A 20,642-nucleotide genomic window follows, 5' to 3' on the forward strand; every position below is an offset into this window, starting at 1 on the left:
CTCGAGTCAGTCGTCCGCTGCTTTCGGCTGTAACCACGGCCATGGATTCGCCGGCTCGCGCTCTTCCTGCTCTTCGCTGGCGGCAACGAGTGTCTGGTAGTGGCCTCGGCCGTGTCCCGATCCGAACGGGCGGTCATCGCCAGTACAGCACAAGCACGGCGACAACCCCCACACAAGCGCCATCTCGAGGGTCAACTCCTGCTCGCTGCTAGGAAAGTACGAGCAGTCTCTCGAGAGATGGAACGCCTTCTTCGTGGATCCGCCGCTGTCTTTCACGTAGGCGGTCGTCTCGTCTGGCAGGTCGTCGACGTCGATCTCAGTCGGTGTCGATTCGAACTCGTGGTCGGCGGCTGTGGATTGCTGTCGGGGCATAAGTGTGGACGAATCACTGGGGTTTTTGACCTCTGATTGAGAATCCAGAGGCGTGGCCGGTCAGAGGACGGCCACAGAGACATCAGCCCGTCCGCCGCAGTCGAGACATCTGACACACCACCCACCTCTCGCTTTCACACTTTCGCCGCAATCACCATCCGCTCGAAGAGCGGTTGGTATCGAGTAAAGACCTCACACATTATCCGAGGTATCTACCGTACCAGTTCTACCAGATTCGATTTATTAGCACTAAAACATCGCAGGCGGCGTCGGGCGCTATACGTTCGATCGGCGATCACTACGTGTGGGGACCACGAGTTGAGATAACCAGCGTGAACCGTGGCACCAGAACCAACCCAATCTGATTTCACCACTTCGGATTAGACCAACCGAGGGGCTCGGAGTTCGATCGTCGCCTCATACTTGTAGTAAGTCCCCTCGGCCCAGACACTGCACATTCTCAAAATTCTCGACAAGGGGGAGAACCCTACTCACAGATCGAATTAAGGGCACGGTTAAATTCTCCGTAGATGGTGATTACTGATTACGGGGACTATAGGGGATGGAATATGGAACGACGAAAGATACTCCTCGGCAGTGGCACTGCGCTCGCAACCGTCTTGGCTGGCTGTGCCAGCAGTGAGGCTGATAGCCAGAAAAAGAAAGACGAGACAAAGACCAACAAGGAAAACGATCACAAGAAGGACGATACGGAAAAGAAGGACGATACAGAAAACAATCACAAGAAGAAAGGGAAGAAGACGGATATTCCTGGCTTCGATCGTGATGCATTCGACATCGACAGTGACGTCATCCATGTCAAGAAAGTCATGTACCGCAAGGGCAAATTTGACCTACGCGTGATGGTGACAACGACCGATCGGGATGTACTGGTCGAGGAGTTTCGAGCTCTCGCTCCTAGTCTCACTCGGGCAATTCGTGATGCCGATGAATTCCTCACAGAAGTCAAGGAGATCAAACTCACAGTCCTTGACAAGCATAAAAATAGAGTGCTCGCTGTCTTCCTGGATGTCAAGTGGTTACGTAAACTTCTGAATGGTGATATTACAAACGACCAGTTCGGCGAGAGGATTCTCGATCTGATAGAGTCTGTAAACGGTGGTCCGCTGCTAAATGCCGGTCAATCCTAGACTCCAGATTTTGTCGTCTTGAGCTACAGTCTCGAGGCATCAGTTCACCCTCCGAACCGACAGTCGTCACGGTGGCTCACGAAATCCTTGCGCCCGGTGAGGATCTCCCGCCCACCGTTACGGCACGGTGGTACCGCTCTCCGGTCGGTTCCCGTACTTGTCGTACTCGGCGAACAGTCCCTTCCACGAGTCCGGGCCGTCGTCCGTTACTTGTAGAGAACCTCTTTCGCCGTTTCCACATCAGGTACATTTGGGTAGTTTGACCATCCGTCCATCTTTTCTGTACAACAATCTAAACAAAATAGGTGATAAGTATTATAATCTTGATGGTTTTCGCGTTCCAACCAGTATCCCTCAATTTCATCTCCGTCAATAAGTGTCTCACACTCAATACATTCCTTCGGTTTGCATGGCGGGTTTGGTTCGGGCCAATAGAGCCTCATACACTGACTGCTCAATTGAGCGCCTAATAGTATTAATCCACCAACATTTAAATTACAGACTCTAATTAGATATGGTGGTGCAAATTTATCTGATCAATGTGCAGATCTACTGATCAGCTGATTTGTCACGAATCAGTTGGGAAAGAAGACGTGGGTTTGCTGCATCCATGCTCTCTATTCAGCAGGTTGTTTCTGACGCCTATCCGAGAGGTGGGTAGCTGCTCCGGTAGCGCCTTCGCCTGTATTGACCGCTCAGAGTGATCGGTCTACAGTATGAATGAGACAGGCGATGGTGAGTTCACGGAACTGTGTCCACCAGCGTCGTGAGCGGGCGAACGCGCCGTACTTTCGCTTGAGCGTGGAGTTGACAGTCTCGGATTGACTCCGCTGGCCGTAGAGATCAGCATCTAAGCGTGCGTTCCATGCTTTGTGGAGCGATGTGAACTCACGATACTTGAGCAATGGTCGAACCTCGTGTTGACGGGCAAGTCGTCTGATTTTCTGGTCGTCGTACCCTTTGTCACCGAGAAGAATGTCAATATGCTCGGGATGGCGTTTGATCAACGACGGAGCGATCTGGCTATCGTGTGGATCCGGTTCGAGCGTAACAATGAGCGGTTCTTGGACTTGCATGACAGCCGAATCCAAGAATTGCGCGCTCGTTGACTAGACACTACCCGACCGAGACTAGCTATTGACATTGAACAGATCTCAATCAACACACGTGATTACAGGATAATCACGCGTGGAGTCAGCTGAACTGGAATTTAGTTATTATCGCCACACTCGAGGATGGGGACTCTCAAAGTCCGAATCGACACTTGTTGGCCAGTCAACTACGCAGGTGAGGCCGCTTAGTCTCACTCGCTGGCAGGACGTCGGCGAGGATCGAAACAGCACTGGTCAGCGCGAATAGACCCGTGATGAGCGTCACGAGGATCAGCCCAGGGGTCGCCAAAAGGCCACCCACAGTAGCTCCCAGCAGGCCCAGACTGATGCCGAGGGCTATGTGGTAATATCTGGGGAGGGCATCCTCACTGGACGCGGACGCACGCGCTGGCTGCTCGCTTTCCCTCTGCAAAGGCTGTACCTCGAGATAGGGGCGGATCTCCTCAAGGCGATCACCAGGACGCACAATTCCGCGTGACTTCTCGTATTCGATGATCCCTTTCTTATCAAGTTTCGGAAGGTGTGACTGATAGAGGGGAATGTACACCCGCTGGCGCTGGGTCGACGTTAATTGCCTGACCGTGGTGTCGTGCTCTTGCGCTGCAATGTGCTCAGCGATATCGCGCATTCGAACAGCTCCTTCATCCTCGTGAGCCAGCAGATAGCGGATACTCTCTCGGCGGCGGTTCGTCTGGAGAAGATGAAAGATATCATCTTGGTCAAGTTCCTGTGACTTGTCAGACTGGGACTCGCTGGAGGGCGAACCCGATGAACGGAGCGGGTAGTCTAATTCAGACATAATTTTCTGAACGAATGGTTAGAGTATTCCGACATAAGTTTTATTGTTTTTCTAAAGACTAGATGACACTATGATATAGTAAATTAATTAAACAACCACAGAAGATAGTATATAGTTCGAAGACATTGTGGAGAAGATATTTTGGCCTCAGAGAAATCCTGTATCCAGTGGTCTGTTGGGGTGGGGGGTTCCCTGTGTCAGAGAATGTGAGTAACGGGTAATAAACAGCATACCACGGAAATTTGGTTTATGTGATAATCCCTATTGTAGGTGTGTAGAGCTGAACAGTGAAATGTCAGATCAGTAATTCCAGATTGCTTTGATAAGACTGGGTCAACTATTTGTCTATTGCAGCAGGCGAAATGATCTAATTTCTTGTATACTCGGTGGTGTCAGCACCAGTACTAAATACTAGTGTACGGAGATAAATCGTATGCCCCAGGAAGGATCTGGTTTAGCTTCTGATCTGTCTATTGAAGTGGACGAAAGATACGACCATGAGCGCCATGGTCACGTCGAAGCCACTGGCATCTGGCAAGGCGTGACCAGCGTTGATAGGGTACACAACACGGGTGAGGAACAGACAATCGTCATCCGCTATTCGCTTCTCACGACAGATGACCGGCGAGGGCCCCCGAATCTTGTCGATACTATCGACGGGTTTCTTGACGCGATTGAGGCAAGTGACTGACGCCGTTCGAAAGAGCCGCACTCTTATCCTCTTACGGAATTATTGGCCGCTGCCGTCCTACTAGATCTAATTTATTGGCGTGGGGACATCACAGCCGCTATCAGGGTCGTGTCGGGTAAGCGCCGCTCGCGGCACCAGATCACTATGGTTGAGTAGTACACGTAGAGGATGCCAAAGGGCCGGGGACAAATAGTGGTGGAACGAAGGTCCCCGGCGAGATAAGCTATACTCGCCTACCAGAATAAAGCACCTCTTGGTCTCCCTGCTTGCACCCTTGCACTTAAGGGCGAAAACACACTTGTAGATTCGACTCTCCGGTCGAAGACGGGGAAAAGAGAACTCGTCTAAAGTCGGTCCTTCTCTCGAAGGTGCTCCACAGTGCAGCTCGAGCAGAAGCGGTCGATCACTCACCGTCTGTCTCCTTGCTGACGATGTCGATGGTCTCTTGGGCGGTCGAATTGATTTGTTCAAGCTGATCGAGAATCGTCTCTGGTTCATCATGCCACGGGGCAAGGTAGAACGCTGACCTACTGGTATCCAACTCGAAGTACCGCCCAACGATGGAGCCGACCGCTTCGGCCTCGAGTTCACGCTTCGATCGCTCAGCCTTGTCGTCAGCACCACTGTGTACTCGTAGATCCGTTTTTCCACTCTCGAGCTGGTGATCTCAGATTTCCAACACGGATGACTGACCGCGGCAAGCGTTTCACGATCGATGACGACGATGTCGTCGACGACGGGAGAATTGACCGCTATCGTCGGGCAGACACCCTCGGACGGCAGGCCCAGCGAGAGTATCGCGAACTTGAGCGGTTCGTCGAGTGGGCCGCCGGCGAACGCGGCAACGACTGAACCGGGATCGTCCCTCACGACGCCGACCGAGAGCCGACCTGGTTGAATATATACTGACCTTCATGTAGTTGGCTACGAATCAGATTGGAAGCGTGCTTTTGCCCACTGGAAGCGTATAGAGGTCAATGAAACCACTACAACACAGAATGGGACCAGCCCGGAAACAACCAGTGTCCTCGGATATCGAAGAATTGAAACAAGATATTGAACAGGTCCAAGCCGAACAGCGCCGGTTACGAAACACGCTCAGCGGTCTCGCTCGAGAATCGGACCTCTCGGTTGGCTGTCTGTGTTGTCACTGTGAGGGAGCGTATATGCTACTCAAAGATGGTATCATGTCCTGTCCAGCGTGTTCAAACCGAACGTCAGTATGAATTCTCTACCGAACCCGCTCGAGCACAGCCTCGGCGCGCTGATCCTCGTCGGGTTCGCTATCCGTGAATAACATTTTCTCGCCCCGATGACAGAGCCCGCTGAGGCCAGCAGCTAACGGATGTTGGTCCCGAATCACAGCCGAAAGGGGGGTGCCAGCCAGTGGGACCGGCATCTGGGGTGCCGACGTGAGCGACACACGTTAATTCACTCGTCGTGATGCACTGCCCCGGGTGCCAACCGTCCCACGCACGACTAGGCTGCCGGTGTGATGAGACGGGGGGTGACCAATGTAAACAGTGCGAGAGCACCAGTGAGGTGCCAGTATCGACGCACCATCTGGGTGCCATCGTGACCGCACTAGTTGGGTGCCGTCTTGTGCGAAACACCGCGGTTCCAGTAACAGCAGATCACGTGGACTTGAGTTCATTCATGAACTCGACAGCAGTAAGGGACTGTCACTTGCGAGCTCCAGTTCAGTGGGACCGTCCACGAGCAACACGGCGCCGTGTCAGCCAACACGCGACAGGGGGGGGACTGTCAATCCTGGCGGTCAGCATGTCCTGGACTTCGGCTGCTTCCAGCCAAGTGGACTGTCAGCCCTGGTGACCAGCGGATCACCGAACTCGAGTAACAACAAGTGACTATCCATCGTGCGTGTTCCAGAGGGTGTCAGAGACCGATCCGCATGATGTTCTTTTCACCCACTCTGGAGCGAACTATCCGTTCACTACACTTGCGAACTGAATCCTGACTTTATTTTAAGAGGAGTTGAAGTTATCTACGAGAAATATTTGGTTTAGAGACGATACTGGTCAGTCTCCCTCGCTCATAACAACGAATCTTGCCCCCCGCAGAGACACACATTACGTCCGGATATCCGGATCGCTCCATCCACGAGACGAAAGGCTGTCTGGGGTTTATTGCAGCTCTTACATTTCACTAGAAGACGTGTTATTTCACTTTGGTTCGGCATACCTACACTAGATAACACAGCTCCAATAGAAATAGATGTGAGATCAATTCACAGTTTCACATATATGTAGATCAGAACTACCTCACCCTCCAATCGGTTTATATAACTCAACTTTCGCCCGTCGTTGCGCGATAAGCGAGTTACCTGTACTTACCGGTTATCGGGTGATCACAGAGAGGGTATGGGAACCTTTCTCTGACACCCTGTGTTCCAGCGGATCACTGAACTCGAGCAACAACAAGTGACTGTCCATCTTGCGTATTCCAGAGGGCGTCAGAGACCGATCCGCATGCCGTTCTTTTCACCCACTCTGGAGCGAACTATCCGTTCCCTACACTTGCGAACTGAACACACCATAAGAATGCAGTGGATATGTGCAAGCATACCAATACGGTTAGACAGTACCGCTTTCACCCTTAGAGACATTATTTCAGATGTGATGGATCAGATGGAGGCATTTCGTGTCCTCGCCAGCGCTGATCGTCAGTTGGTACTCCATGAGTTAGTAAAAAGGGATGGAACAACCTGTATAAAGGAACTCTCACGAGAGGTGGCTTCCCGGAGACATCAAATCCCTTCCCAAAAAATCAGCGATACAAAGGTTAAACGCGCCCATATCCGATTGGTTCATAGTTCTCTGTCACTGCTACAAGAGAAAGGAATAATCAACGTGAATTGGGAGGAGAATGAGGTTTCACTTGCCAGTAAACCAGAAGTCGAGCAACTGTTTGATGCTGCTGAAGAGTTAGAAAGTTGGCCTCCAGATGATTTACTGGAAGATCCATCTCGTAGTACGTAATTTAATATTCCGGTGATGAGCGACTTGGTGGCGAAGACGTGATCACGGCTGTTGTCGACGAATTTTACGATCGTATCATGGCAGACGAACAGGTCGCAGATTATTTCGACGATGGCGATATGCAGAAACAGCGCGCCCATCAGGCACAATTCATTAGCTCCGTCACCGGCGGCCCGGTCAAGTATTCGGGCGGGGAGATGAAGACCATTCATGCAGATATGGGGATTACTCCCTCAGACTTCCAGGCAATCGCGACCCATTTCGACGGGGCACTCGTCGAATTCGACGTCAATGAAGATGATCGACAGGCAGTCCTCGAGGAGATTGCTAGTTCTCAGGAGGCGATTGTCACAGCAGCCGACTGACTAGTGTGTCGTGACCGGTATGCTGGTGGTATGAGCCACGGATTCAGATACATTCTGGTGAAACAGTGGAAGTTCAATTAATGAATTTTCTGCAATAATAATCTGATCGACAGCGTGATTCTCTGCATAAGTGACGACTTCTTCCGTTTCATCGCCGGATCTCACGACAGATTCGATCGCTTTGTCATACCGTTCAGAGAGTTCATACGCTCGGGAGAACACATTCTCTGCCCGTTTCTGCTGCGCCCGAGTGAACAAGTCCGGAGCAGGAAGAAGTTCTTCGCTTTGTTCACTTCCTAACTCCGGAATCACATATTCACACGGGTCACGGTTTCTAAACGGATCGAATGGGCTCCGTGCGGTGGTCACGTGGATCACGGTGATCTTTGCGTTGGGATATTTCTGAAACGCATACTCTAGTATATCCGTCGACGGGGCCGTACGACTGATCACCACTAGTACGTGCCCACCCATATACGCGGCTTCGAGAAGAGAGTAGAAAACCATTTCCCAGCAACGGTCGCGATGGTCTCGTTCCGGACGTCGAAGTAAGGACGAGAGTGAGCAACTGTGTCGGCGCGGTCCCTCGGACACTATCGAACGAAAACGCCGACGCTGGAGACGTTACACCGATCCTCGGAACAGAATGAGAACGGGAATGATCGTTAGCCGGCCGACCCACATGTTGTACATCAACATAATCGAAAAGTGGTTTCACACCTTCAAGATGCGAGTTGACCGCTTCCATAATTCGTGGGCCAGCCGAGGTGCTAAACTAAACAGTGCCGATAAAAGCAATCCACCATAGGCTGTATTTTACGCTCGGTATATAAATGGCGAGGCGATCAGATCCGGATCACTCCAAATTAGTGGAATGATCTCCGGTTGTCACCCGGCCGATCAGCCGTTCGTAGAATATGACGATCACGCTGCCAAAGATGGCGACCACGACGAGCGCCCACCACCAGAGATGTCTCGAGGAGACCTACAGAGCCGTCTAATAGATTCAGCCGTGCCAGGATGATTGAATTCCTCTGTTTGACTACCACTTGGATACCCCATCACAGAGAACTCTCAGAGTGCTCACAGACAAGATATGAGTATGAGAATTAGACCGCGAATCCGCCTCCGCTCCGCACAGAGCTATCCGGATTTTTGACGAAGATGTTGGTGTGTGATTACGGTATTGAGTATGAGCATACTTGCGACAGCCCCCTACTCAGTCCCCTTCATGATGATTCCGAATCAACCTCACAGATGACCTTTTTAAGTTTGATTTTATTCCCAACAAGTTTATTCATCTTATCTTCACTGAGTCCACCAACACATCCTTCAACTCTGAAATCAATGGAATTGGTCGTTTCAGAAGGTACTACAGCCAAATCCCGAATCTCCAGATTGTCCAATTCGACTTCCACGTCTATGATGTAACGCCCCACTGTGATATAACCGATGGTTATTGCAGAATTGACCGAAACATGGCGTAACAGAGAGAAACGACTGAGTAGCCTTAGAATCAAGTGTACTCTGCGGCACCTACGCCGTCTTCGTCGTTAGTCTTACTCGCTCCGAGAATCGATCCGGTTGAGCGTCTCTATGGTCCGCTCGAGTTCACTAATCGTCTGGTTCTGGTTCAGCTCTTCGGGGAGCTGCTCGGCCTCGGCTTAAACGTCAGTGAGCAGCTCTCGAAGTCGTGTCTGGCGGCTACTACTACTATTGGTATCACTGCTCATGTCATCAAGTCCCACATCCCGTCATATAAACCCCTCCACTTCCGAATGATGCCGTCTCGATCCAATACAGTGGCCGAGAGTGTCTTCCCGATCGACGCCGGCTCTTACCAAACATTGGCCTTCGATCAATCCGCCGTGTTTGGTAAGACGACCGCAAAGCCCGGTACTCTCCGCTTGGACCCCTGCCTTCGCGTATCTAAACTGACCGGGATGCCAGCCGACGACTGACCTTGAAGAGTGACGACTGCTATATTGGAGAGTCTATCGTTGGGTGGCAGCCGCTACAGACCCAGTTGTCACCTCCGCTCGCTGTATTTTTCCATATCCGTTCGACCTCTTCACCGCATTTGTCACAGCGTGGCATGGAGGGCATGCGCCAGGAGTCGTAATGAAGCTGGTGCCAGCGAAGTCGTGTTGTGCTCGAGAGAGTTTCCCACCGTTCTACTCATGAGTCCGTGTCGTGATCGTTCCTGCCGGGTGCGCCGATTCTGATTCCAAGGAAATACTCCAGATAATCGACGAGCAGGGTATCCGTCTGATCACCGACGCCGCACAGTCCCCTAGTTGGACTCATTCGGATTCGGATCCAGAGAGCAGACGTCTCTGAAAGTTCGGACCGTTCAGATAGGTCGGAGAAGTCGGATTCTGAATCCGAGAACCTGGCCTCGGACCTGATGCTATAGACACTACTCGTCTAGTTCGCTTTCGTCAAGGACGCCCATTTGCTGGAGTTTGACCGGCGAAGCAAAGCGATTCGGTATTCATCACCACCGTCATTTCTGGAGGGGTTTCTGCGTTTGGGTGCGAAAATTGTTAACTCAGAGAACCAACCATAGTGCCTCCATCAGTTTTCTCGGGATTTGTAGTGGATTCACCCAAAAGGATAGTCACTTTGTGCCACACTTCTCAAGTATCAGGACTGATAATCCAATTATTCAAGGGACTTTGCCCGGTTCTGAAACTCACCGCCACAGTTGGGACATTCGCCAGGGTGGGTTTCGGCCGTGACGATCTTCCCACACTGTAAACACTCGAACTCAGAGGCTATTTCCGCCGTATCGCCTTCGACATCTTGATCGTGAGGCATACTCCCATCTTGTTGTGCCAGCCACAAGTACTCACTGTAGAACACCCCGTCCTATATCGGATGTTTAAGCCTTCAACTCGAGGCCGTTTCCTGACATTTGAGAACCATCCTCAGCCTCAATCAGCAAACAATACCTCTGGTTAGATGATGAGGGTCACCGAGTTCCTCAATGGGGAGTCGCTAACTGGCAGACAAGCAGCCACCATTTTCTTCCTGTGGCTTGGCTTAGTGCTAGCAGCGGGTTTTGTACTGGTTTTCAATACCTCATATATCCTATATTCCAGTGATAATATATTCTGGCAATCAGAACCGGAAATAAACCAGCTCAGTCGAGTGTGAACATATCGCAGATGTGCGAAATACCGAACATACTACGGGATTACGACCTCGATGCTACTGACAAGATTGTCAGATCCCAATTACAAGATGAATACCTCAATCATCCGACCCGCGGACCGTATGTTAAGTCACGAGATCTATATAGAGGCATCAAACCCGATATAGATGAGCGGTTCACGTTAGAGCTGTTCGGGATGTTCTGCGAAAGTCGTCCATACTTGGAAAAGTGGTCCCGAGGGTATAGTGGATCGTATCGTTACCACATCATTGAGGAGGAATTATAGACTCAGATTGCACAGTATTCTCAGCCATAATTAACGAAAGCATATACGGTACCGACCACCTATATTCGTAGTAAGTACGTCGTCAGACCCTCTCGTAGCAGGGCAGTGGTCTGGCTCTTTGAGGGAATCAGCGAGAGTTCCTGGAGTCGTACTTCGGTCGGTTCCACCTCCGTATCTGATGATCTCATGACAAGTGTGGCATACACCACAAGGACACGGCTGCCACGAGCGTGAGTCAGAATCACTCCGAATCGCGGGCAGTAATAGGACTAACCCATCGTATAGTAAGAGCGAAGACCTAACGGCAGGGTGCAACTCCCAGCGTCGCCCTGAGCGTGTGACAACTCATCATCGGACGTACGGTATGGCCTGGGCAACTAGGACCTGCATGGTAACGTGCAGGGGAGCATCAAGAGCGGTTTAAACTCTCTTTTGAGAGAGAATAATGGAATAGTATCTCACAGACAAATACTATACTGAAATCATATATGGGGAACATATGTTCTCGATAGAGGACAGATAACAAATAGCATACTCGATAGAGAGTCTGTGAGATGGACGACCTCACCGGGTTCCAACGCGACCTCCTGTACGTAATTGCAGGTGCCGACCAGCCGTCCGGGCAGGATGTCAAAGATGAGATTGAGCAGTACTACAGTTCGGAGATCAATCACGGACGGCTCTATCCCAATCTCGATACACTTGTCAACAAGGAACTGGTCGAGAGAGGGCAACTCGATCGTCGGACGAATTACTACGACATCAACGACCCCGGGCAAACTGCAATTGAGGAACGACGAGAGTGGGAATCCCAGTATGTGGATTAGCTAATAGAGACCTCGTAGTAGTCAGTGTACTTCACGAGGTCATACCCTTCGAGCCCATCCACAATTGTACTATCAACAGAGATGTCGATGTTTTCGGTGAGGATCGGGAACTCTTCCTTCGCGTCTTCGCCCAGTTCGTCGTAGTGGCAAACTCGGGAATCAGAGGGGACATTTTCAACCGGTTCGAGTGTGACGTTCTGACTCACGATACGTCATACCAATCGCAGCGTCTTCAATATTTTTGCGATGATAATCTATGACCGTCAATCTGAAACGGATTTTGGGGCTGGTAGATTGACAATCGTCTACGACGATATTCGCGGAGCTTGTGCCACTCGTAGTCGGAGGAAGCCTCATCAAGTAGATCGGGGTTGATATCGAAGACCTCAGCGACTTTCGTGTGGTCGGTTGTGAATTCGAGCGACTCATAGACGGCAACTGTCAATTGGCTCCGATCGCTCTACTCCTCTGTGACGGCGCAGGCATGGGCTTGGCCTCAGCCATCTCAAGGGTCAGCTCACCGATCTGGCAGGCGTCCGTCATCGCTACTCGAGAGCGTTGCAGCGACCACGAGGTTCCCGTAATCCTTGAGGTCAACGTACTGCGACCAGAGCGTCTATTGCAGGTGGAGTTTGTCCCTCACCCGGTGGAACTGTAGCTGGGTGACACACGCCATCCTGTCACTGTCCGATCACAGAACACATGCCTGCTTGTGGTCTTTCTCCTGGAACACTTGTGCGACCAGCCCGTTCGTCGAGGATCCGTGCATCCCCTCGTTGAGCCTGGCGGAGATCATCTGGATTAGGTCCGGCTCTCGGTGTCGTCGTACGTAGATCCCGTCGTGCAACGCGATGATCCGGTCGTTGATCCAGTCTTCTCCGGAACTTCCGTCGACGAGTGTCCCTAGCACTTGAGTGTTCTACCGCACCACAATGCCCCAAGGAGCCGGTTTTGAATCCATTAATTCGCATAATAGGAAACAGCTTAACTCTATTTACTGTACCTGAGACACTGTCTTACTATAGTTGATTCTTATTATAGGAACCTTTTTCACAATCTGTCTTGTACCCTCCGGTATGCCAGGTGAAAATTCCGTCGGTCGTAAGCCACGCGTGACTGACGAAGAGATCATTGACGTCTTCCAGAGTGCCGAAACTCCGGTCTTGACGACTACAATGGCGGCCGACAAGCTGCCAATTGGGAAACGAGGGTTACTCAACCGACTCAAGAGTCTCGAAGAGGAAGGATTGCTCGAGAGTATGGAGGTCGGTCCTCGAGGGAGAGTCTGGTGGGTCCCTGAAGGTGTCGAGACAGACGAAACGGACTATCTCAAGAGTTTCGGAAAGTATGAGGGCACCAATATTGCTGAGAGCGTAGAAGCTGTTGGGGAGCGATTTGATCGCGATATGAGGGAGGACCGCGATGAACTGTTTAGACAGTAGCTTTGTCATTGACTATTGGAAGGGGGAAAAGTTCGCAAAAGACTTTCTCGAAAGCACTACTGAACCAATCGGTATTCCCACAGTTGCGCTTTTCGAACTCTATGTAGGAGCGCTCCTTTCCGACTCACCAGCAGAGGACATTGCAAGCGTAAGGGATGATCTTGATTGGGTCGAACCACTCGCATTTGATGACATGGTTGCGGCTCATGCTGCGCGGATTGAAGCGACCCTCCGGAATCAAGGAGAGCCGATCAACATGATGGATGTTCTCATTGCAGCTACTGCTCGAAAGTGTAATGCGAGAGTCATCGCTACAGACTCTGACTTTGAGCGTGTTCCTGATTTAGATGTCTACAATCCGCAAGGGGGATGAGCTCACCCACCAGTATGGGTGAGGTAAATCGCCTCATCGATCCAGAGTTACTCGTCGAGGTCGAGGCAGTTGCGATTCTCCTGGAGTAAATCCTAGTCTGTACGTACCGCTCTGTCTTGAGTCGTTTTGCTATCTGGGAGTTGATTACGGTGCTGCCCGCTCGGTCGGCGAGGTCACGCTGTGACAGGCGGTTTTCGGCTGTGAGAAGCGTCTGAACGAGTTGGCCAACTGTCGGTGGGAGATCGACGAGCAACTGCTCGGGGTCGAGCGTTCCCAATGCATAGCGGAGTTCGTCCAGCCGGAGTTCTCGGCTGTCGTCTTCGCTAGCGAGTTGCTGGAGTGCGTGGGCAGCAGCGTATGGTGAGCTGACTACCGCCTAGAGGAGGGAGATGCTGTCTCGAGTCGGTCGGAGGTTCGTGGCCTGCAGGATCCGCGTCGCAGCCATCGCGTAGCCCGTTCGATCGACCGACGAGAGGGAGATGTGGACAGCGAATTCGGAGCGTCCTCAGCGACTGCTGCTGGCCTTTGAGTACGACACCAGGTTCGACGCGAGCAGTCTTCACATCCGGATCGACGCGAACCGATTTCATCGGCGACAGGTCGATCATGAGGGCATCATCCTCGACGGCCCTGCCCGCAATGTTGTGTCCACCGCCTTTCACCGAGATAGGGTAACCGTATTCTTTCGCGAACGCCACTGCGCTGTAGTACGGTGATAGCCACTCATATTGTCACTCAGATAATTACATTAAATTATTCTCTACTTGAGATGGCTTGCCAAGGGTGGAAAAGACTGTAACGCCTCTATTAGTGTATGGATGATGCTTCGTTGGAGAACCCTGCTGATCGTATTACTGTCGGTGGGTCAGATGTCGATCGCTTGTTCGAGATACTTGAGCACCGGTATCGCCGCTACATTATCCAGCGACTCCGGACGACCGATCAGCCAGTGACGGAGGAGCAGTTAGCAATGGAAATTGCGGCGCGGGAACGAGAGGTACCGGTCCAGACGATTACGCTTCAGACAGCGGATTACATCCGTACCGTGCTCCATCACACTCATCTGCCGAAAATGGTGGATGAGTCCATTATAACCTATGATACGGACACTGGGAAGATCTCACTAACAAATCAGATAATAGATCTCGAGCCGGTGTTAGCCGCAGTGAGCGACGGTCTCGCTGGCGCTGAGTGAACTCGAGATGCCATTACGACTGCTGATCTCACGGATAGAACCGGCGTTCCTCGAGGCCATCGATAGCACTGAACAGCTACGTCGGGAGATGAAGAACCGAGATAGCTTCAAACCTCCTTCGTAGGGGGGGTATATAGGTGATGTTGACGCGTTCCCCCTGCAGATCATGTTCCTGTGGCACAATAAATCGCTATGCACGAGTCGCACTCGAGTGATATCCAACTCGAAGTACCGCCCAACGATGGAGCCGACCGCTTCGGCCTCGAGTTCACGCTTCGATCGCTCAGCCTTGTCGTCGGCACCACTGTGTACTTGTAGATCCGTTTACCCCACTCTCGAGCTGGTGACCTCAGATTCCCAACACGGACGACTGGAAGACGATGACGGCGCTGTCTCCCCGCCCTAACGGACGGGGCTTAGCGCCTCCAATTCAAATAAAGGAACCGTGGTACCATCGACTGTTCAGGCGCGAGAGGGTGTCACGCGCAAAGCGCTTGCTGCGTGAGCGGTGGACCCATCTGTACGGCTCGGTTGTTCTCGGTCGATTCTGTCGCTGTGAGCGCCGCTGCCAGCTGTAGCCACAGACCGACTCTGGGATGATCGAGTAATCGTACTGGATCTGGTGGCCAGAACAGTACACTTCCTATCGGGTCGTCGGGGTCGCCATACCGATCTGGGGGAAGAAATATTTCGAGGAGTGCGTCAGCTGCATCACGTAGCGTCTGGTTCTCCTCGAGGCCGGTCGGAACAACGGGCTCGCGACGTTCGGTGGCCGTTCGGAACGACAACGCCAGTCGATACCCGCTCTCGTCGACGCGAATGAGATCGAGCGCCTCGAGTCGGTCGCGATAGTTTCGGATCGTCCGTGCCGAAACATCCGCTCGGTCGGCAAGTTCGCACTGTGAGATTCGGCTCTCGGTGGTGAGAAGCGTGTGGATGATTCGACCAACGGCCGGTGGGAGGTCAGCGAGTAACTGCTCGGGCTCGAGCGTGCCTTGCGGGACTCCGTCCCGTGTGGCCGACTCATCGGGCAGCGAATCACGCTCGAGAACGACGACCTCGTCGAATCCGTCAGCGAGGACGCGCGCGGCACAGAGCCCAGCCATACTCCCCCCAAGAACGACTGCCCGGTGGCCAACATCGGTGACGCGGTCACGTTTGAATCGGTCCACGTTTGCCAGCGTCATATCGATCGTTCACTGTGCTCCAAAAATAACTTTTCAGCTATCACTTGTCGAAATATTACGATTATATTTGATTTTGCGGAAATACACACGATGGACTGTCATTTTACGCTTCTCACTCCCTGGCATTTTCCACTCCACTCAACACCATCTTATCGATGACTCCAGCAGGAGACAAAATGAGTTATTGTCCGTATCTTTGGATCTGTATCGTCTGCTAGCTTGACTCAAGCACCCCTCCATCAAAGAAGAAGTGCTGCGGGACGTCGCTACAACCGCATGAACCGTAAGCGACCGCATGAGCTATTCAGACTAAGGAGCGGCACTCGAAGCCGGAGGTTGTTTCGTCGCTTGTAGGATTATGTAGGTTGTTAACGTACCTTGTGATATGAGTACGGATGAGCTGTCCTCAATCGGGCTCCTCGAACGAGACACAGAGAATCCGGCTGTCGGAATGTTCCCGCCGACCGCATCGTCGACCGCATTCGATGCCGTAACCCGTGGTGATCTCATTTACTGGGGAGAATGGGTGAAGCGGGACGCGCTCGTCGTTACAAGGTACCGATCCGCCTACGACAGTGATGCGCGTTTCACAGAGCTGGGCCAATCGATGCTCGCCAGTGACGGCACGACGACGTTACCACCGCCCGTTGTAGATCGCATCGAACAGTGGGCAACAAAGGAAATCCATTTTGTCCGGGATGAGTCGGTACCAATGGTCTGCTTGCTCATGACAGATGACACGTTGCAGGAGCTGAGTAGGGAAGAGTAGAGCGGGAACTCGTTACCGATCTTCAGCGGGAGTCGTCACCCGAAGCTCGGTATCAACTTGGTAGAGGTATCCGCGATCGATCAGTCGTTTAATTGCGTGCTCAGTGTCCGCTCGTTCAAGTTCCAGTGTCTCGGATGCACACAGCAGATCGACTGCTTGGCCACGCCTGATCGCCGGAACCTGGCCGTGACAGGTCCTGCTATTGGAATCGATGATGTGGGTCGAAAGCACGGCGTACGCGTCTGTAATCCACTCGGAAAGCGGCGGACGGGGATCATCGGCCAGAGACATGACTCAGTTCACCTGTATGTATACTCCTCAATACTGTGCAGTTTAAATGTATGCCGTGAGTTCAGTCTCCGCGCGATTAGCAACTGTTCAATCTATGGTAAGGAGATTAATCGATCTCAGTCAATTGTGGTCAAGAAAGATCAGTACGATATAGTTTTATATTATAGTAGCATCCAATATATTGTGGGAAAGGTATCAAATATAGATTCGTTGGATACTCTCATGAGATGCACGACCTCACCGGCTTCCAACGCGACCTCCTGTACGTAATTGCAGGCGCCGACCAGCCGTCTGGTCAAAACGTCAAAGACGAAGTTGAGAAATACTACAGTTCGGAGATCAATCACGGCCGGTTGTATCCCAACCTCGACACGCTTGTCGATAAGGAGTTTGTTGAGAAGGGGGAACTTGATCAGCGAACGAATTACTATGCTATCACCGGCGCAGGTAAGGAAAGAATCCAGGAGCGGCGAGAGTGGGAGGACCAGTATATTGATATTTAATTGAATTATATTCGTTTGAGACGTACATTCTCTGGAACCTACTATTTGGCCGACAGAAAGCTTATGATAGCAGGCTTGCGTCCTCATACCATGCTAGCTGAGAACAATCTTCCAAATCTCGTTACAATCATTGGGCGCGGAGTGCCATCAAACTATGAAATTACTGTCGACGGCGATATCGAACTGGTCGGCGCTGACCCGCTCGAGGAGGCAACGATCGTCTCAGAGAAGGCCGCTGAGGGAGCGATCGAGACTGGCGTCCACCGATTCCGGTTCTCCGGTCAGATGGCGAACGTCCACGTCGTTGACTGGAACAGCGTCCCTGCGCCCGAGTCACCGAGCACACCAGAGGTTCATATCGACTACGTCATTCCCGGTCGGAGAGGCAGCAACTAGCGACACAGTCACCTCTTTTCCCTCATCCGAGGGGTCATAAAACACCGATAGCAGATGGTATGACGCGTTACACACAGGTGAGTTAGGTAATGGAGCAACAACCAATAAACTTGATTACTACAAAAAACTGTATACTAAATACAGAGCGTGTATTTCTTATTGAGACCAGTAGCTGAGGCACTCTTACGGCTTACAAGTCGATCCAGCCAACCTACAACCCAAGTGAAAATGTAGCCGCCGAAGGGTGTCTGCGGGTACGAGCCGGAGTACTGATTGACCATTACGCTGCCGGCCTCAATTTCGTTCGCAACGCGGTAGCCACGTCCGAGATCGTTCGTCCAGACCGTCGCGTAGAGGCCAAACTCAGTGTCGTTGGCCCGCCGAATCGTCTCCCGTTCGTCCAAAAACTCGTAGAGGGCAATGACCGGACCGAATACCTCCTCTCGGGATTGGATAGAGGCTCGTCACTTGCTATCTTGATCAGACTCTCGGGGATCTTCAACCAGTTCGTACAACCCTATGTCATAGAGGTTGTACGCGTGGTTGTGCTTCCATGCTCGGGCGGGGTTGAACTCGAGACACTCCCACCTCGTCTCAGTGTCCCCGCTACTCACCGTCACCCGGTGACTGACGCTCCCGTCCGCTCCGAGGAGTACCCTGTCCCAGACGGCGCCAACTAATTCTGGCTCCGTCTCGATGTCGGACATTCCGCCCGTAGACAAGCACGGAGACACCACCGCTTCCGCTAAACAAGGCCATCTGGCTTTTATCAGCCGGTCGAGAGAATGGCAAAGCAGATACTTTGATCTAGGACCAATAGCCTCAACCTATCCATCTTCGAGGAGAGAATCCCACCCTTCACAGCAGTTGAGAACGTTCTGGATAACATCAAGTCGAGCAATTACGAGCGATTTTCAATTAGAGGAAGTCGGGGAACCAAATATTGAAATGAAGCGGTAGACTTTGTTGACGTATGCCTGGACAGGATACGTTGCCCACTGAGTCCGATATTGTCATCATTGGTGGTGGCATCATGGGCACCAGCACGGCATTTTTCCTCTCTAAAGAAACCGACCTTGACATCACGCTTATTGAGAAGAACAAAATCGGGACAGGGTCGACTGGTGATTCTTCGGCGATTCTCCGTCACCACTACGGCGACCAGGAGATCTACAGCAAGATGGCATGGTGGAGCCATCAGTTCTACCGTAACTTCGATGACGAAACTGGCGAAGTGATTGCTCATGAAGAAAATCCCATGGTCCGGTTTGCAAACGAAGATACACCGGGTGGCACGTACGCTGAAGCCGGATACGACGTCCTCTTTAGTCTAGATATCCCCGTATCGTGGTATGAGGGTGATGAGCTCCTCGAGCAGTACCCTATGATTTCTGGGGTGGAAAACTATGATTTCGGGATTTCTGATGACGAGGCAGCGTACTCTGATGGGGCTGATGCTGCGAACGGATTCGACCGTGCGGCGCGGCGCAACGGTGCGACCGTAATCACCGGGACCGGTGTTGAATCGATCACAACTGACGAGGGAAGTGTTGTCGGTGTTGAAACTGAAGATGGGGATATTGCCTGCGAGAAGGTCGTGGTAGCGGCCGGGCCTTGGACGCCGCGGCTCGGCGAGACCGTGGACGTAGATATCCCGATTGCGGTAACACGCGAGCAGGTCCTCATTCTTGATCCGCCGGAAGATTACAAACGCGATTATCCCTCACTGGTCCCCACGACAGCACTTCCAGGCGGTGAGTGGTATATCCGCCCTGACTTTGGTGATGGTATTCTGGTTGCTACGCATCATACTGACGAGGAGGTAGACCCCGACCGATACGACAAAACGCCCGACGAGGAGATAATTCTTGAGCTGACCGAGGAGCTCGGCGAGATGATTCCCGAACTCCGCGATGCAGGAATACAGGGTCAATATTGTGGAGTCTACTCGACGACACCTGACCACGACTTCATCTTGGACGAGGTCGGTCCAGACGGCTGTTACTTCGCCTGCGGATTCTCCGGACACGGCTTCAAACAAGCGCCTGCCGTGGGCAAAATTATGACCGACCTGATCACAACAGGGTCTACGTCGTTAATCGATGGCAGTTTCTTCTCCTACGACCGTTTTGAGAAGTCGGCAGCCGGTCATGGCGAAGTAGCGGATAACGTGTAGCACTGTTCACCTATTCATATGCGAGACGTAGACGTAATTTGCCCGAATGGGTCTCTCGATGCTGTCTTAGCTCAACACGGGCTATCTGCCGACCGAAACACAGTCCGCGTGCTTGGGTTTCCAAAGCACCTGTTCGAATTCGACATCGAAATCAACCGGAGGATCTTTGAGAGCAGGGACGTGTCGATGTCTGTGACTGTAGATCTGCTCACTGCGACGTGCCGGAAAAACGACGTTTATCCGGAGATAGAGTCTCGGTCAGTCTCAGCGACCTCCCTCTTAAACCCAAGATTGGATCAGGAAACGGCTGCGGATACAGCGTACTCCTTCGTTCGTCGCAAGATCAATCGCCAGTATAATTCGTTCAGCACGCCGCATATTCAGATTCTGCGCGACGAGACGGCATTCAAACTATTCTGGATTGTCCCCGTTTCGTCATCGGAGAACGTCCACGTGATCGATACGATCACACACCAATTGACGGCACAAGACGTTGCACTAGACAGTGTCACAGAGGAATCTACTGCCGAATCGCTTGACAGGTGAGGGGG

At 52.0% G+C, this 20,642-nt stretch carries 24 protein-coding genes and 5 pseudogenes; 15 read left to right on the forward strand and 14 right to left on the reverse strand.

The window, feature by feature from the left end; genetic code table 11:
* Positions 1–6 precede the first annotated feature (6 nt).
* The gene (locus tag HTUR_RS27720) at positions 7–372 is read right to left on the reverse strand and encodes a hypothetical protein (RefSeq protein ID WP_012945824.1); all 366 of its coding nucleotides are present in this window, start codon (positions 370–372) and stop codon (positions 7–9) included.
* Between the two features lie 530 nt (positions 373–902).
* Between HTUR_RS27720 and HTUR_RS23325 the strand changes: the two genes are divergently transcribed.
* The gene (locus tag HTUR_RS23325) at positions 903–1,523 is read left to right on the forward strand and encodes a hypothetical protein (RefSeq protein ID WP_012945825.1); all 621 of its coding nucleotides are present in this window, start codon (positions 903–905) and stop codon (positions 1,521–1,523) included.
* A gap of 695 nt (positions 1,524–2,218) precedes the next feature.
* On the opposite strand, the pseudogene HTUR_RS26235 reads toward HTUR_RS23325, so the two are convergent.
* A pseudogene (locus HTUR_RS26235) lies at positions 2,219–2,554 on the reverse strand (transposase); the annotation flags it as partial.
* 244 nt (positions 2,555–2,798) lie between these two features.
* Positions 2,799–3,434 (reverse strand): DUF7344 domain-containing protein, encoded by a 636-nt coding sequence (locus HTUR_RS23335; protein ID WP_012945826.1) that lies wholly within the window; start codon positions 3,432–3,434, stop codon positions 2,799–2,801.
* A 433-nt stretch (positions 3,435–3,867) separates the two neighbouring features.
* On the opposite strand from HTUR_RS23335, the gene HTUR_RS23340 reads away from it, so the two are divergent.
* Positions 3,868–4,125, forward strand: a complete 258-nt coding sequence (locus HTUR_RS23340; RefSeq protein WP_049942104.1) for a hypothetical protein — start codon at positions 3,868–3,870, stop codon at positions 4,123–4,125.
* Positions 4,126–4,528: 403 nt separating this feature from the next.
* On the opposite strand, the pseudogene HTUR_RS28255 reads toward HTUR_RS23340, so the two are convergent.
* Positions 4,529–4,756 (reverse strand): annotated as a pseudogene (locus HTUR_RS28255) (DUF955 domain-containing protein); the annotation flags it as partial.
* A gap of 53 nt (positions 4,757–4,809) precedes the next feature.
* Here HTUR_RS28255 and HTUR_RS27015 point away from each other — a divergent pair.
* The 3 genes and pseudogenes from HTUR_RS27015 to HTUR_RS23345 all read left to right on the forward strand — a co-directional run.
* Positions 4,810–4,977: a hypothetical protein gene (locus tag HTUR_RS27015; RefSeq protein WP_187291521.1), complete on the forward strand. Its 168-nt coding sequence runs from the start codon at positions 4,810–4,812 to the stop codon at positions 4,975–4,977.
* Between the two features lie 1,787 nt (positions 4,978–6,764).
* Positions 6,765–7,124: a DUF7344 domain-containing protein gene (locus HTUR_RS26250; protein WP_081443533.1), complete on the forward strand. Its 360-nt coding sequence runs from the start codon at positions 6,765–6,767 to the stop codon at positions 7,122–7,124.
* Positions 7,125–7,141: 17 nt separating this feature from the next.
* A pseudogene (locus HTUR_RS23345) lies at positions 7,142–7,489 on the forward strand (group I truncated hemoglobin); the annotation flags it as partial.
* On the opposite strand, the gene HTUR_RS26255 reads toward HTUR_RS23345, so the two are convergent.
* Positions 7,490–7,963, reverse strand: a complete 474-nt coding sequence (locus HTUR_RS26255) for a universal stress protein (protein ID WP_148225474.1) — start codon at positions 7,961–7,963, stop codon at positions 7,490–7,492. It lies immediately after the preceding pseudogene.
* A 220-nt stretch (positions 7,964–8,183) separates the two neighbouring features.
* On the opposite strand from HTUR_RS26255, the pseudogene HTUR_RS27815 reads away from it, so the two are divergent.
* Positions 8,184–8,267, forward strand: a pseudogene (locus HTUR_RS27815) (IS6 family transposase); the annotation flags it as partial.
* Between the two features lie 451 nt (positions 8,268–8,718).
* Here HTUR_RS27815 and HTUR_RS27020 read toward each other — a convergent pair.
* Both HTUR_RS27020 and HTUR_RS26260 read right to left on the reverse strand, forming a co-directional pair.
* Complete coding sequence (locus tag HTUR_RS27020; protein WP_148225475.1) at positions 8,719–8,907, reverse strand: hypothetical protein; 189 nt, start codon at positions 8,905–8,907, stop codon at positions 8,719–8,721.
* 1,246 nt (positions 8,908–10,153) lie between these two features.
* Positions 10,154–10,309 (reverse strand): rubrerythrin-like domain-containing protein, encoded by a 156-nt coding sequence (locus HTUR_RS26260; protein ID WP_012945831.1) that lies wholly within the window; start codon positions 10,307–10,309, stop codon positions 10,154–10,156.
* 1,177 nt (positions 10,310–11,486) lie between these two features.
* Here HTUR_RS26260 and HTUR_RS23360 point away from each other — a divergent pair.
* Entirely contained in the window at positions 11,487–11,759 is a 273-nt protein-coding gene (locus HTUR_RS23360) for a PadR family transcriptional regulator (RefSeq protein WP_012945832.1), read from the forward strand.
* Here HTUR_RS23360 and HTUR_RS23365 read toward each other — a convergent pair.
* A complete protein-coding gene (locus HTUR_RS23365) occupies positions 11,756–11,965 on the reverse strand; it encodes a hypothetical protein (protein ID WP_012945833.1) in 210 nt (69 codons plus the stop codon). The genes HTUR_RS23360 and HTUR_RS23365 overlap by 4 nt on opposite strands.
* A 485-nt stretch (positions 11,966–12,450) precedes the next feature.
* Positions 12,451–12,669 (reverse strand): hypothetical protein, encoded by a 219-nt coding sequence (locus HTUR_RS23375; RefSeq protein WP_012945834.1) that lies wholly within the window; start codon positions 12,667–12,669, stop codon positions 12,451–12,453.
* Between the two features lie 166 nt (positions 12,670–12,835).
* Between HTUR_RS23375 and HTUR_RS27725 the strand changes: the two genes are divergently transcribed.
* Positions 12,836–13,201 carry a hypothetical protein gene (locus tag HTUR_RS27725; RefSeq protein ID WP_012945835.1) on the forward strand — a complete coding sequence of 122 codons (366 nt, stop codon included), beginning with the start codon at positions 12,836–12,838 and terminating at the stop codon, positions 13,199–13,201.
* Positions 13,182–13,574 (forward strand): type II toxin-antitoxin system VapC family toxin, encoded by a 393-nt coding sequence (locus HTUR_RS26280; RefSeq protein WP_012945836.1) that lies wholly within the window; start codon positions 13,182–13,184, stop codon positions 13,572–13,574. Before HTUR_RS27725 ends, HTUR_RS26280 begins: the two co-directional genes overlap by 20 nt.
* A 323-nt stretch (positions 13,575–13,897) precedes the next feature.
* Here HTUR_RS26280 and HTUR_RS28740 read toward each other — a convergent pair whose 3' ends face one another.
* The gene (locus tag HTUR_RS28740; RefSeq protein WP_081443536.1) at positions 13,898–14,272 is read right to left on the reverse strand and encodes an FAD-binding protein; all 375 of its coding nucleotides are present in this window, start codon (positions 14,270–14,272) and stop codon (positions 13,898–13,900) included.
* Between the two features lie 116 nt (positions 14,273–14,388).
* On the opposite strand from HTUR_RS28740, the gene HTUR_RS23390 reads away from it, so the two are divergent.
* A complete protein-coding gene (locus tag HTUR_RS23390; RefSeq protein WP_012945837.1) occupies positions 14,389–14,769 on the forward strand; it encodes a DUF7344 domain-containing protein in 381 nt (126 codons plus the stop codon).
* 216 nt (positions 14,770–14,985) lie between these two features.
* Here HTUR_RS23390 and HTUR_RS28265 read toward each other — a convergent pair.
* Both HTUR_RS28265 and HTUR_RS23395 read right to left on the reverse strand, forming a co-directional pair.
* Positions 14,986–15,081, reverse strand: a pseudogene (locus HTUR_RS28265) (DUF955 domain-containing protein); the annotation flags it as partial.
* 167 nt (positions 15,082–15,248) lie between these two features.
* The gene (locus tag HTUR_RS23395) at positions 15,249–15,956 is read right to left on the reverse strand and encodes an HTH domain-containing protein (protein WP_012945838.1); all 708 of its coding nucleotides are present in this window, start codon (positions 15,954–15,956) and stop codon (positions 15,249–15,251) included.
* Positions 15,957–16,341: 385 nt separating this feature from the next.
* Between HTUR_RS23395 and HTUR_RS23400 the strand changes: the two genes are divergently transcribed.
* From HTUR_RS23400 to HTUR_RS23410, 3 genes are all read left to right on the forward strand, one after another.
* Entirely contained in the window at positions 16,342–16,725 is a 384-nt protein-coding gene (locus tag HTUR_RS23400) for a hypothetical protein (protein WP_012945839.1), read from the forward strand.
* A 518-nt stretch (positions 16,726–17,243) separates the two neighbouring features.
* Positions 17,244–17,519 carry a PadR family transcriptional regulator gene (locus HTUR_RS23405; RefSeq protein ID WP_012945841.1) on the forward strand — a complete coding sequence of 92 codons (276 nt, stop codon included), beginning with the start codon at positions 17,244–17,246 and terminating at the stop codon, positions 17,517–17,519.
* Between the two features lie 90 nt (positions 17,520–17,609).
* On the forward strand, positions 17,610–17,915 hold the full coding sequence (locus HTUR_RS23410; protein WP_012945842.1) for a hypothetical protein: 306 nt from the start codon (positions 17,610–17,612) through the stop codon (positions 17,913–17,915).
* Positions 17,916–18,049: 134 nt separating this feature from the next.
* Here HTUR_RS23410 and HTUR_RS26300 read toward each other — a convergent pair whose 3' ends face one another.
* Together HTUR_RS26300 and HTUR_RS27730 are read right to left on the reverse strand one after the other, a co-directional pair.
* Entirely contained in the window at positions 18,050–18,370 is a 321-nt protein-coding gene (locus tag HTUR_RS26300) for an aldehyde dehydrogenase family protein (RefSeq protein WP_226377590.1), read from the reverse strand.
* 9 nt (positions 18,371–18,379) lie between these two features.
* Positions 18,380–18,622 carry a hypothetical protein gene (locus HTUR_RS27730; protein ID WP_012945843.1) on the reverse strand — a complete coding sequence of 81 codons (243 nt, stop codon included), beginning with the start codon at positions 18,620–18,622 and terminating at the stop codon, positions 18,380–18,382.
* A gap of 266 nt (positions 18,623–18,888) precedes the next feature.
* Here HTUR_RS27730 and HTUR_RS23420 point away from each other — a divergent pair, with 266 nt between their 5' ends.
* Both HTUR_RS23420 and HTUR_RS23425 read left to right on the forward strand, forming a co-directional pair.
* Positions 18,889–20,091 (forward strand): NAD(P)/FAD-dependent oxidoreductase, encoded by a 1,203-nt coding sequence (locus HTUR_RS23420; protein ID WP_012945844.1) that lies wholly within the window; start codon positions 18,889–18,891, stop codon positions 20,089–20,091.
* An 18-nt stretch (positions 20,092–20,109) separates the two neighbouring features.
* Entirely contained in the window at positions 20,110–20,637 is a 528-nt protein-coding gene (locus HTUR_RS23425) for a hypothetical protein (protein WP_012945845.1), read from the forward strand.
* The last annotated feature ends 5 nt before the right edge of the window (positions 20,638–20,642 follow it).

Origin of the sequence: Haloterrigena turkmenica DSM 5511, assembly GCF_000025325.1 — an archaeon.
Taxonomy (GTDB): domain Archaea; phylum Halobacteriota; class Halobacteria; order Halobacteriales; family Natrialbaceae; genus Haloterrigena; species Haloterrigena turkmenica.

What these genes read in the sequence shown, in the direction of transcription:
- HTUR_RS23425 (WP_012945845.1), top strand. Translation starts at nt 20,110, where the DNA reads ATGCGAGACGTAGACGTAATTTGCCCGAATGGGTCTCTCGATGCTGTC.
- HTUR_RS27730 (WP_012945843.1), bottom strand. Translation starts at nt 18,622, where the DNA reads ATGTCCGACATCGAGACGGAGCCAGAATTAGTTGGCGCCGTCTGGGAC.
- HTUR_RS27720 (WP_012945824.1), bottom strand. Translation starts at nt 372, where the DNA reads ATGCCCCGACAGCAATCCACAGCCGCCGACCACGAGTTCGAATCGACA.
- HTUR_RS23325 (WP_012945825.1), top strand. Translation starts at nt 903, where the DNA reads ATGGTGATTACTGATTACGGGGACTATAGGGGATGGAATATGGAACGA.
- HTUR_RS26255 (WP_148225474.1), bottom strand. Translation starts at nt 7,963, where the DNA reads ATGGGTGGGCACGTACTAGTGGTGATCAGTCGTACGGCCCCGTCGACG.
- HTUR_RS26250 (WP_081443533.1), top strand. Translation starts at nt 6,765, where the DNA reads ATGGATCAGATGGAGGCATTTCGTGTCCTCGCCAGCGCTGATCGTCAG.
- HTUR_RS26260 (WP_012945831.1), bottom strand. Translation starts at nt 10,309, where the DNA reads ATGCCTCACGATCAAGATGTCGAAGGCGATACGGCGGAAATAGCCTCT.
- HTUR_RS23335 (WP_012945826.1), bottom strand. Translation starts at nt 3,434, where the DNA reads ATGTCTGAATTAGACTACCCGCTCCGTTCATCGGGTTCGCCCTCCAGC.
- HTUR_RS23420 (WP_012945844.1), top strand. Translation starts at nt 18,889, where the DNA reads ATGCCTGGACAGGATACGTTGCCCACTGAGTCCGATATTGTCATCATT.
- HTUR_RS23395 (WP_012945838.1), bottom strand. Translation starts at nt 15,956, where the DNA reads ATGACGCTGGCAAACGTGGACCGATTCAAACGTGACCGCGTCACCGAT.
- HTUR_RS23400 (WP_012945839.1), top strand. Translation starts at nt 16,342, where the DNA reads ATGAGTACGGATGAGCTGTCCTCAATCGGGCTCCTCGAACGAGACACA.
- HTUR_RS23405 (WP_012945841.1), top strand. Translation starts at nt 17,244, where the DNA reads ATGCACGACCTCACCGGCTTCCAACGCGACCTCCTGTACGTAATTGCA.
- HTUR_RS23360 (WP_012945832.1), top strand. Translation starts at nt 11,487, where the DNA reads ATGGACGACCTCACCGGGTTCCAACGCGACCTCCTGTACGTAATTGCA.
- HTUR_RS26280 (WP_012945836.1), top strand. Translation starts at nt 13,182, where the DNA reads ATGAACTGTTTAGACAGTAGCTTTGTCATTGACTATTGGAAGGGGGAA.
- HTUR_RS23410 (WP_012945842.1), top strand. Translation starts at nt 17,610, where the DNA reads ATGCTAGCTGAGAACAATCTTCCAAATCTCGTTACAATCATTGGGCGC.
- HTUR_RS23340 (WP_049942104.1), top strand. Translation starts at nt 3,868, where the DNA reads ATGCCCCAGGAAGGATCTGGTTTAGCTTCTGATCTGTCTATTGAAGTG.
- HTUR_RS23390 (WP_012945837.1), top strand. Translation starts at nt 14,389, where the DNA reads ATGGATGATGCTTCGTTGGAGAACCCTGCTGATCGTATTACTGTCGGT.
- HTUR_RS27015 (WP_187291521.1), top strand. Translation starts at nt 4,810, where the DNA reads ATGACTGACCGCGGCAAGCGTTTCACGATCGATGACGACGATGTCGTC.
- HTUR_RS27725 (WP_012945835.1), top strand. Translation starts at nt 12,836, where the DNA reads ATGCCAGGTGAAAATTCCGTCGGTCGTAAGCCACGCGTGACTGACGAA.